Annotated in this window: 16 protein-coding genes; 1 reads left to right on the top strand and 15 read right to left on the bottom strand. The window is 61.2% G+C overall.

Annotated features, from left to right (window positions below):
* Positions 1-536: 536 nt before the first annotated feature.
* From P5F91_RS24835 to P5F91_RS24770, 14 genes are all read right to left on the bottom strand, one after another.
* Positions 537-1,523, bottom strand: coding sequence for a hypothetical protein (locus tag P5F91_RS24835; RefSeq protein ID WP_277908570.1), 987 nt, complete (start codon positions 1,521-1,523; stop codon positions 537-539).
* A gap of 16 nt (positions 1,524-1,539) precedes the next feature.
* The gene (locus P5F91_RS24830; RefSeq protein WP_277908569.1) at positions 1,540-1,737 is read right to left on the bottom strand and encodes a hypothetical protein; all 198 of its coding nucleotides are present in this window, start codon (positions 1,735-1,737) and stop codon (positions 1,540-1,542) included.
* A gap of 25 nt (positions 1,738-1,762) precedes the next feature.
* A complete protein-coding gene (locus tag P5F91_RS24825) occupies positions 1,763-2,275 on the bottom strand; it encodes a hypothetical protein (RefSeq protein ID WP_277908568.1) in 513 nt (170 codons plus the stop codon).
* A gap of 77 nt (positions 2,276-2,352) precedes the next feature.
* Positions 2,353-2,658 (bottom strand): hypothetical protein, encoded by a 306-nt coding sequence (locus tag P5F91_RS24820; protein WP_277908567.1) that lies wholly within the window; start codon positions 2,656-2,658, stop codon positions 2,353-2,355.
* A 42-nt stretch (positions 2,659-2,700) separates the two neighbouring features.
* The gene (locus tag P5F91_RS24815; RefSeq protein WP_277908566.1) at positions 2,701-3,111 is read right to left on the bottom strand and encodes a hypothetical protein; all 411 of its coding nucleotides are present in this window, start codon (positions 3,109-3,111) and stop codon (positions 2,701-2,703) included.
* Positions 3,112-4,116: 1,005 nt separating this feature from the next.
* On the bottom strand, positions 4,117-4,998 hold the full coding sequence (locus P5F91_RS24810) for a Mom family adenine methylcarbamoylation protein (protein WP_277908565.1): 882 nt from the start codon (positions 4,996-4,998) through the stop codon (positions 4,117-4,119).
* 116 nt (positions 4,999-5,114) lie between these two features.
* A complete protein-coding gene (locus tag P5F91_RS24805; protein ID WP_277908564.1) occupies positions 5,115-5,831 on the bottom strand; it encodes a hypothetical protein in 717 nt (238 codons plus the stop codon).
* A gap of 527 nt (positions 5,832-6,358) precedes the next feature.
* Positions 6,359-6,586 (bottom strand): hypothetical protein, encoded by a 228-nt coding sequence (locus P5F91_RS24800; RefSeq protein WP_277908563.1) that lies wholly within the window; start codon positions 6,584-6,586, stop codon positions 6,359-6,361.
* Positions 6,583-6,861 (bottom strand): BrnA antitoxin family protein, encoded by a 279-nt coding sequence (locus P5F91_RS24795; RefSeq protein WP_277908562.1) that lies wholly within the window; start codon positions 6,859-6,861, stop codon positions 6,583-6,585. Before P5F91_RS24795 ends, P5F91_RS24800 begins: the two co-directional genes overlap by 4 nt.
* Positions 6,848-7,126 (bottom strand): BrnT family toxin, encoded by a 279-nt coding sequence (locus P5F91_RS24790; RefSeq protein ID WP_277908561.1) that lies wholly within the window; start codon positions 7,124-7,126, stop codon positions 6,848-6,850. Before P5F91_RS24790 ends, P5F91_RS24795 begins: the two co-directional genes overlap by 14 nt.
* A gap of 133 nt (positions 7,127-7,259) precedes the next feature.
* Positions 7,260-7,811 carry a hypothetical protein gene (locus P5F91_RS24785; RefSeq protein ID WP_277908560.1) on the bottom strand — a complete coding sequence of 184 codons (552 nt, stop codon included), beginning with the start codon at positions 7,809-7,811 and terminating at the stop codon, positions 7,260-7,262.
* A gap of 66 nt (positions 7,812-7,877) precedes the next feature.
* Positions 7,878-9,065 (bottom strand): DUF932 domain-containing protein, encoded by a 1,188-nt coding sequence (locus tag P5F91_RS24780; RefSeq protein WP_277908559.1) that lies wholly within the window; start codon positions 9,063-9,065, stop codon positions 7,878-7,880.
* 1,381 nt (positions 9,066-10,446) lie between these two features.
* Positions 10,447-10,821 (bottom strand): hypothetical protein, encoded by a 375-nt coding sequence (locus P5F91_RS24775; RefSeq protein WP_277908558.1) that lies wholly within the window; start codon positions 10,819-10,821, stop codon positions 10,447-10,449.
* Between the two features lie 68 nt (positions 10,822-10,889).
* Positions 10,890-11,069 carry a hypothetical protein gene (locus P5F91_RS24770; protein WP_277908557.1) on the bottom strand — a complete coding sequence of 60 codons (180 nt, stop codon included), beginning with the start codon at positions 11,067-11,069 and terminating at the stop codon, positions 10,890-10,892.
* 204 nt (positions 11,070-11,273) lie between these two features.
* Here P5F91_RS24770 and P5F91_RS24765 point away from each other — a divergent pair, with 204 nt between their 5' ends.
* Complete coding sequence (locus P5F91_RS24765) at positions 11,274-11,579, top strand: hypothetical protein (protein WP_277908556.1); 306 nt, start codon at positions 11,274-11,276, stop codon at positions 11,577-11,579.
* Between the two features lie 100 nt (positions 11,580-11,679).
* Here P5F91_RS24765 and P5F91_RS24760 read toward each other — a convergent pair whose 3' ends face one another.
* The gene (locus P5F91_RS24760) at positions 11,680-12,141 is read right to left on the bottom strand and encodes a hypothetical protein (protein WP_277908555.1); all 462 of its coding nucleotides are present in this window, start codon (positions 12,139-12,141) and stop codon (positions 11,680-11,682) included.
* Positions 12,142-12,338 lie beyond the last annotated feature (197 nt).

Here is a 12,338-nt window from a genome sequence, read left to right as displayed (position 1 = left end):
GGGGGCGTCCTAAGGGCGCGTCCCTCTTCGGCGCGCGGGGGGCCCGGGCCCCCAGCCGGAGGCGGCGATCGGTTTTCTGGCGCTGAACGCGTGGCCGTGCCGTGAGCGCATCCGGCGCCCGGGCTGGGCCGGGCGAGAGAGGTGGTGCGTGCCCCCAGGTGCAGGCCAGCATCGGCGCGCTGAGGCTGTCCTTGGGGGGCGCGACCTTCACCGGTGCGCGGGGGGCCCGGGCCCCCAGCCGGAGGCGGCGCTTGGTTCCTTGGCGCTGAACGCTTGGCCGTGCCCTGAGCACATCCGGCGCCCCGGGGTGGGCCGGACGAGAGAGGTGGTGCGTGGCCCTGGTGCAGGCCGGCATCGGCCAGCTGGGGCCTTCCTTAAGGGCGCGTCCTTCACCGGCGCGCGGGGGGCCGGGGCCCCCAGCCGGAGGCGGCGCTTGGTTCCTTGGCGTGCCGGGAGCGCATCCGGCACCCGGGATGAGCTGGGCGAGTAGAGGCGCAGCGTGCCGCTTGGTGCCGGCCGGCAAACTGGCGCAGGCCCTATAGCTCCTCGAGCTGGAAACGCTTCGCCAACTCAGCGCGCAGCTGCTCCACATACTCCAGGTTTGGATGCGACTGGATCAACTGCAGAAGGGTCGGGCGAGTATGTGTGCGCGGGTCGGGCAACTCCTCGCGTTGATCCGCCCATTCGAGAAGATGACGCGGAAACCGCTGTACCGTGCTTGCCGCCATATCGACTGGTTGCCACCGTAATCGGACTTGTTCCGAGAGAAGCCCCAGACTCTCCACCGTCCATGTGTCTTCCGGGATGCCGCAATCCTTGGCTACGTCCCGCAGGGTTTCGTCCAGAAGCTTCAGGCGCCTGGATAGGGTCATAGGCCGGTGCGCTGTTCCTCCCCGGCGGGAAACAGAGAGTAGATTACGGATTTCGTGGTCAAGTCGGCTGGTGATGCCGGCCAGGCCCGAATACCTGCCACGGAACCTCACCAGGTCGGCTGGTGCGCGTCCTGAGTTGATTTCCCGATGGCTGGAGAAACCGGCGGCGGCGAACTGCCTGAGCATCTGGTTTGCGGCGGCCAGTACGGCGTCGGCGACTGGTGCCGGGATCATCTCGGCCGGAACCTCAAACGGCGCGAGGAACGCGGCCAGGTCCTTCAACAGGATCGGTGTGACAGGTGGCAAAGCCCCGGCCATAGCGGCTGCGCGTCTGGCGATGGCTCCCGCCATGCGTTCCATGCCGTCGATATTGAAATATCGGGTGGGCCCGGCTTCTAGCCGGGCGAATAAAATATTGGCGTGGCGGATGTCACCGGCGGCCGCGCAGACGCTCGCGGCCTGAGTTATCCGCCGGGCTTCGTCATCTGACCAGGCGGCGTGTGGTGCCGGCGTTGCCATAAGCTGGGTTGGTTCTTCGGCAACGGTTGGCGGGATGTCATCCCCATCGCCCTTCGAGGCGACGCCGAAGGCTGTCGCGATTTCCTGCACTGATCCTGTGCCGGTAATGCGGCCGGGCTTCATCGCGTTCACTTTGTGTTCAATCCTGTCACCGGCCGTCGACCAACTGGGCTTCCGGGATGAACGCGGCCGGCAGGATCAGCATACGCTTGCCTCCGTCAACGCGCTCGACCTCAAGCAGCCCCTCAAAAGTCCGCTCATCGCAGAGCCTGATCACGCGGACCAGGTTACCGCTTTTCCGGAATATGCCCACGGCGCCGGGGGCGGGAATGGCGTGGCTATCCATGCGAGGTCCTCCCTGATGGGGATGATTAGTCGATGACTTCCAGCAATTGGCTGGAAGCTGCCGCCTGACGCAGAAACTGATCGGCAAGCCGCTGATGGTTGGGCATCGAGGCGGCGGTTTTGGCGTCTTCGCGGTAACGCTCCGTTGCCACTTCCAGGGCACCACGGATGATATGCCGCACTTCATCTTCCCGGGTCAGATCCAGAAGGTAACGCGGAGCGCTGCGGATCAGCTGCGTCTCAACGATCCACACATCCAGATCATCGGCGGAATAATGGCCTAGCTCGCGCACCGCTTCGAGGACATGTGACCGGACAATGTCGGTGACCCCTTCGACCAAGCCGACGACCTGGCCGTCCTGACCATACCGGAGGTAAGTGCGAAGCGGATGAGGAAACTCCCCATCGAGCACCAGGCTGGGCAGCATGGCATCCAAGATGCTGTTGGCTTCCTTTTCCGCCAGTTCCTTGGTCTCGCACACCATCATGATGAGGCCCGGAACCACAGGGTTGACGCCTTGGGCAACGTAGATCGGCATGGGATGTTCCTCTTTTTTGATCGTGGCATTAGCCAACGGTTAGCGGCTTGTGGGCCTGCTCGAACGGATAGACTTGCTCAATCTTCAAAATAATCTGCGGCTTCACCGAGTAGGTATTTCCCGTCTTTGCCGAATATTCCGGGCCTTCGATTTTTGACGGAAAGTATCACGTTTCTCAGCTTCACTCGTCCACAGATATAGAGCATTGCCAGGTCAAGGATATATCGCTTGGTTATGGGAACAGCTGTTTCGCTATCGATGCGTGGTTTGCTCAATACCGCGTACGACATGGCCCGTACTTCCCACGCCGCACATCTCCAGATGTCAGCAATATTATTCAAAGCGCGAGTGACCGCCGAATAAGTTTTATTTGGTTTTGTCATGGCCTTACCCCATACCCTGCTGACTTTTTACAACCATGGCCCTTATGGATGGCGTCCGCAGGGGCAGTCGTACGACTCAATGCCTGTTAGACCACAATATATTCCCTCCTCCTCGTGCATTCCGTCGCCGTCATAGTCTTTATCCTCACCGTCGTCACCGTCCCGCTCATAGTAATCATCACTTTTATCCTCGGCGATGTCCTTTAGCGGCGCATTTGCCTCTTCAATAATTTCCAAGTAACCGGACGATTTAAGGGAGGATACGGCGACCTCTTTAAATTCACATGGGACATAATGCATTAAATTGTCCACGGCACGGCCAAACCTTTCCGCGTAAATTTCATAGTACAGGCCACATCCACGGTATGCCTCTTGAGCACAACGCTCCAGTTCAGCCGTGAATACGTCTAAATCGAACCCGGTGGCAGCAAAGGCGGCGATGGCGCTGGACATTTATTTCACCGTTGGGCCTGTGGCAGTGGGCCAATCCCGCCGCCTCATAAAAATATATTGCCTCATTACTTGCGACATCGCAAGTCGCATACTTACGCATCGCAGGCATAGACCGTTACCTGTATTGCATGACCAGTCGACAATACTTGGCATCACCCTTGCGATTTTCTGCCTGAATGCAAAGCCACAGTGAAGTTGCCTTGGGGGTCGCCCGAGCCCCACGTAGGTGGGGTCGGGTGCCGGCACGACGGCCGGCGTTAGCCGGCCGGCGCGACCCCTGCGCTGGGCAGATGACGACCACGGTCAAGCTTGATGGGGATCGGTGGCGCGCAGCGACACGCCTGCTCGACCTTCCCACCTGGTCACCGATGACGGCTGCCCGTGCTTCCGGTGAAACTACCCCTTCCCCTGTTCCAGGCTCAGCATCACCAGGCGAGGCGCCTGGGCCCCCTGCCCTGCCGCCGAGGTCCACCAGGTCTTGATGGGCCAGCCCCGGGGCAAGGCGCTGCACCCGCCGGCGTGCGCGCCGGCGGCGGGAGAACCTGGGCTTGCTGCCGTCCACCGGCTGGGACTGCCCCCCGGCCGCCGCCAGGCGCCGGTGGCCACCACATAGGTCAGGATGCAGCTGCAGGTTCTGCGCGCCATCGGGGGCCACCAGGTGCCGCCCAGGCCCTGCGCCTGGGCCTGGCCAGGCCGACGGCCTGGCTGACCAGCTGGGCGCCGCGGCGCCCTCCGCATAGTAGGCCCCGGGTGAGATTTACCGAAGGCCGAGACCCGCCAAGCGGGGCTCGGCGGAGCTTGGCCCTGGGCGCCGCAGGCGGCCAGGGACTAGGGCCCGAATGGGCCCGTAGCGCAGTTGCCGAACCTGCCCGCCGCCGGCGGGCACCAGGCCCGCCTTCCCCTTTATCCTATTCCTGACAGTGTCACGACGCCGATCGGCGCCTTCCCCGGTGCCTTGGGTCACCTGCGACCGCCCCGCCTACATCCGCAAGGATGGCCTAGGTGTCAAAGTGACCGCTCAGGGGTGAACAGAGAGGGCTGATACCAGACGGGGGCCTGCCTGAGCTGGCTTAGCTTGGGATAGGGCGCAGGGTCGGGGTTTGCGCTCAGCGCGGCCGCCTTGGCGGCCTTGTCCAATGGGATGACGTAGACGATCTGGCCCGGGTGGCGGACGCGGCGGAAGGTCGGGGCTTGAAGGACACGAGATAACCAGGCCCGGGGACACTCACCAGGCCGGCGCGGGTCGGCGCCGGCGGCCACGAGCTGGGCGGCGGCATAGTCGCGGCCGACATCGCCCGCCCGAATCTTTGATAGGGCACGCTCGCTGACGACTTGCCCGGCCCGGGTCAGCCAAACCCATCTTGGTGAGGTGCGGCCGCAATGCAGGGCATTGGTCGCCTGGTAGATTTGCCCGACGTGGGCGCCCTTGGTCAGCAGCCCGCCGGCGTCCCGGCGTTCCATCGGGTCGGAATAAGATACGATGGAACGGACGGACTTGTGACGCTGCACCAGGTCGAGGGCGCGGGAAAGGAACCACGATTCCCCGTTGTAGGGTACTTCCTCGTCGAGGCAAACAAAGCGGCCTAGCTCAACGCCTTCGGCCTGACCCAATCCGGTGTAGCGGGGCACCACGGCGGCCTGGGCCGGCACGCTGAAGGCGGCGGCGCCGACGAGCTGGGCGCCATGCACACCGGCGTCCAGGAACAAGCCGACGCATAGGCGGACGGCTGGCATTGTGCGGCTGTAATGGTGGGTGGTGATGAAGCGCCGGGCTTGATCGGTGCTGATCACGTCGACGGCGTAGCGGGCGGGTTGAAAGAGGGCGCGCGCGGGCTTGGCCCAGCGTTCGGCGCCCTGCCGCCATCTTTTCTCGGGCGTGCTGAACATGGGCGGATCTCAAAGCGGTTGGCTTGGTGCCGAAATTTCATCCCTGCGGCGCGAATTGCCTGCGGGGCGCCGCCGTCTAAAAGGCCGGCGGCCGTCGGCGGCCGCCGGCCGGCTGATCAGGAGAACTCGCCTACGCCCTTGAAGCCTTCGGCCCGCCGGCTTTCTTGCCGAATTTCGCTGGATAACCGCACATCACCGTAGTAACGACGGTCAAAATAATCCGAAGAACTGTCACTATTGTCGCGGTTATAAGCGTTGTGGATTGCTTCAAGTACGGAAAGCACTGCCCCATATTCAGGGCTGTACATTTCCTTTCCAGCAAACCGATAGTTTGGTGCGCCCCGGCTTTGGTTTACCCAAGCGACATATTCGGGGTTCCAAACCACCATGCCGGGCGGAAGCGCATTAATGGTGACGTCTACCGACGCCCCGCCAGAAAACAAGCTGAAACGCACCGACGCTTTCACCGTTTGGGGCAGCCGCCCAGCCTTCTGGGCATCCTTGATGTCCTGCCGGATGCGGGCGGCGATTTCCTTGTGGCTCAGGTTGCGGGTTGCCTCGAATTTCGACCCGCGCGTTTCGTTGGCAGGATCGCAATACGCAACCTTCGGTGCGCGGGAAACCTTGCTTTCCCCGGCAGTTACCAGGGCTTCGGCGAGGACTGCGGCCAATTGTTCACCACGATCGGAGGTACCAAGGACGGTTGAGAGCGTCAGGCGCGTCTGATCAACCTTCCTATCATGCGTCGCTTGGGCTTCCGCCGCCCGGCGGCTGTTTTCTTCCTCCACGCGCCGGGATTGCTTGAACGACGCGAGCGAAACAATCGTGGTCATTGTCTTATTCCCCTGAGGCAAGGCAGCGCTTCCGAACAGTAAATAATGAAGCGCGCTTGCCTTCTTTTATCCTGGGCAGTGGGCCAATCCCGCCGCCTTATGTAAAAGAGAATACCTCAATTAATACTATGGGGCAAGCACACAATAGGGTTTAATTTGACGTTATAAACTTACAACATTCGTTTCCTTTGCAGATATTGAGTAAAGGCCTCGACGTTACCAAAATCAATGAACAACCTGCGCCATCATTACCTGAATACGTCAAGGACAAGCGTTCCCGATATGAACACATTCCGGCCAATGGGCGTGTGGTTTGGCTGTCCAGGAAATGGCCCGCGTCAAGGCGGGCCTGATGCTGGTGGGGGTCTCGGCTCGTAGCCTGTTGGCTGGGCTGGGCTCGCCGATGAAGAGGCCTGCGATGTTTGGCCAGGTCCCCGGCGCGTGGGGGGCCGGGGCCCCCAGCTGGCGGCGGGCGCCAGGCGGGGGCCTCATTCCATCAACAAAAGGGGGGCGCCTAGTATCAGATCTCAACGAATGACGGCACCAGTCGTCAGCAGTTTGATGTTGCCGGCAGTCGTGTACCTGAACAGATGCTCCTGATTGTTGCCGTCCTTGTAGACACCACCCTTTGCGGTCGCTGTCAGGGTGTAATATTTGAGGTAATTGGCTGACCAATTCCACTTGGGGACTACGGTCAAGCCATTGATCACTATTGGAACCCCGGCTTTTGCACCAACCGTCTCAGCTTTTTTCATGACACTTCCCTTTGACTGTCGATGAACTGACGCAAAGCGTCGTTGATGCGGCCTTGGTACCCGGCGCCCTGCCGCTTGAACCAGTCCAGCACATCGGCGTCCAGGCGCAGGGACAAGGGGACCTTAACCGGCCGGAAGAACCGGCCTCGTTGTCCGCCTGAAAAGTCGGTGATCTCGGGGGCGTCGCTGGTGTCGATGGGGCGGGTGTCTCTGTCCAGTTCGTCCAGTTCAGCTAGAAGCTTGGCGGATATCGGTGCAGGGTTACCCTTTTTCATAGTGTTTCCTTTCTGCGGGCGTTGCCCGGCGGGCTGTGATGATGCGGCCTGAACCGCCATCAATCGGATGATCGGTATGAACGACGAAAAGGACGGTGGGCCGGTCGGCGTAGGGGCGGCCTATGGTTCTCCACCGTTCCTCATCGGGATGGGGATCGGGGTAGGACACCGCCCAGGGGTCGCCCAGGGCTCTTTCGGCCTGTTCGAAACTCACCCCATGCTTTGCCTTGTTGATTCTGGCTTTGTTTGGGTCCCACGTCCACATTTCCCATCTCCTGTATATACTTAACTGTATATACAATTCCGTATTGCGTCAAGCGCTTTGTTGCTCATGGTATGGCGATGAATAAAAAAAGAGCGGACCATTTGGGCCCGCTCCAAGTCTGCTCCTAATAAATCTATCGCCTACCCTGTTCCTGACTATCGCGCCTGGATGTTTCATCCAATCCAACGCTTGGGTAAAAGCGTCGTGGGCCATCGGGAGGGTTATAGGCGTCGGCAATTGCCGTCAGGCACTCGCACAACAGATGGTATTCACGGGTGAAATACTTCCATACTTCAAACGGGGGATCGCCCTGGGGGTGTCCTTGCACCCACTCCAGATAGGCGGGGTTCCACACGTTGAAGGTTGGCGGCACTGCGGTGATGGTCAGATAAATGACGTCGCGCGCCCGCCCAGAACGGACGGAAACTTTCAGTCCCGCCGGCAACCGGCCCTGTCGTGTTGCGGCGCGGATGTCAGCCCTGATGTGCTGTGCGATCTCGGCCCTCTCCTGGTCCTTGGTGGCGTCGTAGCGGTTCCCCGTCTGGGCGGCCCGTGGGGCCTGGCCCTGGGCGGGGGCCAGGTCGAGAAAGCTCAGCTGAACCGCAATCATCAGAAGGGCTGGCGCCGCTTCCATCGGCTGACGGGCCTGGTTCCGGTAGGCGCAGAAATCGACAACATCACCCATGATGTCACCCTTGAAGCATGGTGGTGTGGGGGGATTGGGGGCCGTATCACACGGCCCCCGCTGGGATCAGCGTGTTACTCGCCGCATCATGCTGGCGGCCTTTTCTTCGAGTTCGATGCGCTGATCCTGGTGCCCGTCCCCACGGGCGACGGCGGTGATCCCTTGCACGAAATCATAGACGCTGGACGCTTCATGCCCCTCCTCGGCGAGAACGGTATCGAGGATGCTTTTGGCGGCCTTCTTGCTGAACCCGTTCCGCTTGAGGAAATTCAGGCGGTCATCTTCGTCCTTGGCCACGATCTGGGCCTTGGCCGCATTGATGCCGTCGATGAAGCCCTTGGGGCTGCTGTTGGCGAATTCGGACAGCGCCGGGGCGGCCTCGAACATGAAACGGCTCGCGGCGTGCTTGGAATGCCGGATCGTGAGTTCCTGCACCCCCTCAACCCCCCAAAGATTGCGGTTCTGGCACACCCCACGGAGGTAGAATGTTCTGATGCCCATGGTGGTCTTACCGACTTCCGAATTCCAGGCGTAGAACCCCCGGAAATAGATGTCGGGCTGACCATCGGGCAGAGTGCCGGCCTCAATCGGGTTGAGGTCATCGACAAGGAAGATGAAAACGTCTCGGTCCGACAGATAGAGGGTCGTGGTTTCCTTGGTGATTTCCCCACAATGGGGCCGATAGATCAGTGTGGACCAATCGATTTGCCCCGGCACGCGCCACCGGCTGTCACCCGCCCCGTTACCGGCAAAGGTCATGATGGCCTTGACCAGTTCGTGGTCGTAGATGCGCCCATATTCCGGGCTGGTCGCGGCCCGCAGTTCCATGGCGCCGTTACCCGTGGCGTACGTCTTGATCATTTCCGCACGGTGATTGATCAGGCCATGCTGCATGTTGATGCCGGCCAGGAAGGCGGGGAGGTTCCGCAGATACCCGGCGGGGGCGCCAATAAGGCTCGCCAGCTGGCCGAAACTCCAATGGTTGGGGCGGACTTCCTCATCACCGGGCAGAATGAGGGTCATCTTTTCAGCGTTTTCCCTGCCGGCGTTCACCCGGATGTCGCGGGTTTCCATCGTCCGCTGCTTGCTGAACTGCGAACGCATCAGAACCGTGTTGTACAGGGCGTCCAGGCTCAGATAGCGCTGATCGCTGGGGCGGCTGAACCATTGCGAGCTGACGGCGCCGTCGCGCTTCCCCTGGAAGGGGTCGACCTTGTAGCCGGCGGCGGGGTTTTCGATGATCGGAGCAAACATTTATTTTTACCTTTTTATGGGCAGTGGGCCAATCCCGCCGCCTCATAAAAAGATATTGCCTCAATACTTGCGACGTCGCAAGTTGCATACTTAAGCATCGCAAGCATAGACCGCTACCTGTATTGCATGACAAGCCTTCAATACTTGGCATTACCCTTGCGATTTTCTGCCTGAATGCAAAGCCACAGTGCAGTTGCCATGGGGGTCGCCCGAGCCCCACGAAGGTGGGGTCGGGTGTCGGCACGACGGACGGCGTGAGCCGGCCGGCGCGACCCCTGCGCTGGGCAGATGACGACCACGGTCAAGCTTGATGGGGATCGGTGGCGCGCAGCGACACGCCTGCTCGACGGTCCCACCTGGTCACCGATGACGGCTGCCCGTGCTTCCGGTGAAACTACCCCTCCCCCTGCTCCAGGCTCAGCATCACCAGGCGGGGCGCCTCGGCCCCCTGCCCTGCTGCCGAGGTCAACCTGGTCTTGATGGGCCAGCCCCAGGGCAAGGCGCTGCACCCGCCGGCGTGCGCGCCGGCGGGAAGTACCTGGCCTTGCTGCCGCCCACCGCCTGGGACTGCCCGGCCGCCGTCAGGCGCCGGTGGCCACCACATAGGTCGGGACGCAGCTGCAGGTTCTGCAGCGCCATCGGGGGCCGCCAGGTGCCGCCCAGGCCCTGCGCCTGGGCCTGGCCAGGCCGTCGGCCTGGCTGACAAGCTGGGCGCCGCGGCGCCCTCCGCATAGTAGGCCCCGGGTGAGATTTACCGAAGGCCGAGACCCGCTGGCGGGGCTCGGCGGAGCTTGGCCCTGGGCGCCGCAGGCGGCCAGGGACTAGGGCCCGAATGGGCCCGTAGCGCAGTTGCCGAACCTGCCCGCCAGAGGAGGGCACCAGGCCCTATCCTGTTTGGGGATGCTTATCGCGCGCCAAGGAGCAAACCAGGCAGAAGAGAGAAATCCGCCAGCTAAATGCCTACTTGAGGCGACCAAGAGGTGACCAGGCTAAGGGAGCCGCGAAGCCGTGGACTTGAATAGATCGAAACCACATCGAAGGGATGGGCCCGTAATCAATACCGCGTCGGCCTCCAGACCGAGTGCCCTAGGAGCGATACCGACGTGTCGATGAGCTGAATCAGGAAGCATGAAGTTGATGGCCTGTCATTCCGGCGTGGCCCCATGCTCGGGCTTCATGGCCAGCGATATGGCCCAGTCTCTGGTGGCGGCATTCCACGGTCGACTGATCCCTGAGGCATGTTCTGAAGGGAGGTTCGGATTGTGCGACCACGAACGCGCGATCTGGGCTGACGTGGAGAGGTGCGTAGTGGTCGTACAGGTTGACGCATTCGGCGCCACCTGAGTGGTCGACTTGCCCCATGGATTAAGGGTGTCGAGCTTCAGGCAAGGCCGAACTTAAAGTCGGTGAAGTTGCCATAAATCATCCGCAGGGAGATTTTCCACCCGATGTCCGTTTTGATCGCGACGGCGGTTTCCCAGACACCGTCGAATTTATACCCGAGCTTAAAGGTGTTCGCATCGACTTGAGATGAGAAAGGGAAGACGAAGCGATCGGGATTGCTCATGAAAAAGTTGTCGCCATCCAAGATGCATTCATCCGGGATCTGGTCGAGGATGTCAGGGACGGGACGACGGACACGCCAGAGGCGACCATAAATCGCCATCGTGGACACCTTGGCATCGAGCAGGATGTCGTCGCGTGAGCGGCGAGTGTCGAGACTTTGTTCGGTGACGGGGAGAAAGGTGTCGGGCATGGTAATCCGCCTTACGGATAAAGCCGCACTGGAGGCAGGGTCGAACCACTGGGGTGCCCTGCCTCGCGTTAGTGAGGACGCATGTTGCCAATCGACAGAGACATCGACGACTCGCTGTTGACGTAGCTGTAGAACCGCCGGGCCCGCTTCTCGGGCGGGGTGTTCTGCGACGTGTGGCCGAAAAAGCTCGGAGCGATGATCGGCAGAACGAGGATCAGGATGATGATGATGGTGAAGATAGTGCCCATGATACCCTCCGTTGTTAGATGCCGCGGATGCAGAGGCTAAGTCCGCCCGCGAACAAGGGCGCCCTCCGGGCGCTTGCTTGCCCTTGTTCGCACAAGGGCGGCTTGGCCTCAAATATGGAGCGGCCTATCAACGGAGGGTGGCACCGGCGCGTTGACTTTGGCATCCTGTGACCCCTGTTCATGATTCGACTCCGGGAGATTGCTGTGTCCACTGTCCGCGAAACGCTGAAAAAGCTTGAGGCCGAAAAGGCTGAACTGCAGAAAAAAATTAGCGAAGCGCGATCGGCCGCCTTGTTGGAGATTGGGGCCATCTTCGAGCGGGAGGGATTACTCCAGGAGCTGGACCTGGAAGTTATCACCGGCATCGCCAAGGAGCTGGCCGCGATGTCCGCAGACGACCCCCGCATCGAGGCATGGCGCAAAAAGGGAACTGAGGTTCCTCGGCGTGGCCGCCGCTCCACCAAAACTGTTCCGAATTCGGAAGCCCCTTCCAGTCGCGAAGCCGCGTAGGGGAGCGTCCTGGATTTTAGCGCCATGATACCCTCCTTTCCCGGTTGTTGGTCTGTGATTGGGGGCTGAAAGCCCCCAATCACAGGAAACCTGTTGCTCTTCACTTCATGCTATCTGCCTGAGCCTCCGCGCTGACAGCAGCATCCGCCATTTGCTTTTCCTGGACCATTTGCTGGATCAAATCGTCAGGTATGACGGCATAGGCGCTCAGCAATTCGACTAAATCTTCCAGCCCGGTGATGGGGCGATCCAGATCGGTGGTCGACCAGGCGACGATTTCAGGAGCTGGATCGTGCCATGGCGGCCGTCCGGTGACGACCACGTCGACGTTCGGTTCTTGACCTGGTGCTGTTATAGCCTTCAAGAAACCTGGAAACGCAGCGTTGTTGGCGGGCAAGGCGATACTGGGCATCATCAGGAGGTCCAGCCCTTCCGCCTGGCGCTGCAGGAGCTGGGCACTCAGGACGATGTACCAGTAGGATCCAAGGTAACCATCGTACCCGAGGAAGATGCGGTGATCGGCGTTGAAGCCGACCACCTCGTGGCGCGTGCGACCGAGCATATTGCCCTCACAAGTCAAGCCCCTGCAGCCCCGGCCGCTGATGCAGCGGGCCAGGACAGGGATTTTGAGAAGAATAGGTGGGTGGCGTCAGGTGACCTGGTGGACAAGCGATAGCTAGTCCCGCACCGACGAACCTACGTTTCCGCTCGCGTCATGAGGGGGAATGCGAGAAATCCGGAGCTATGCCCTGGGATTTC

Origin of the sequence: Nitrospirillum amazonense (assembly GCF_029594735.1) — a bacterium.
Lineage (GTDB): Bacteria > Pseudomonadota > Alphaproteobacteria > Azospirillales > Azospirillaceae > Nitrospirillum > Nitrospirillum amazonense.
The sequence above is the reverse complement of the archived record's forward strand: the minus strand, read 5'-3'. Positions and strand labels throughout refer to the sequence as shown.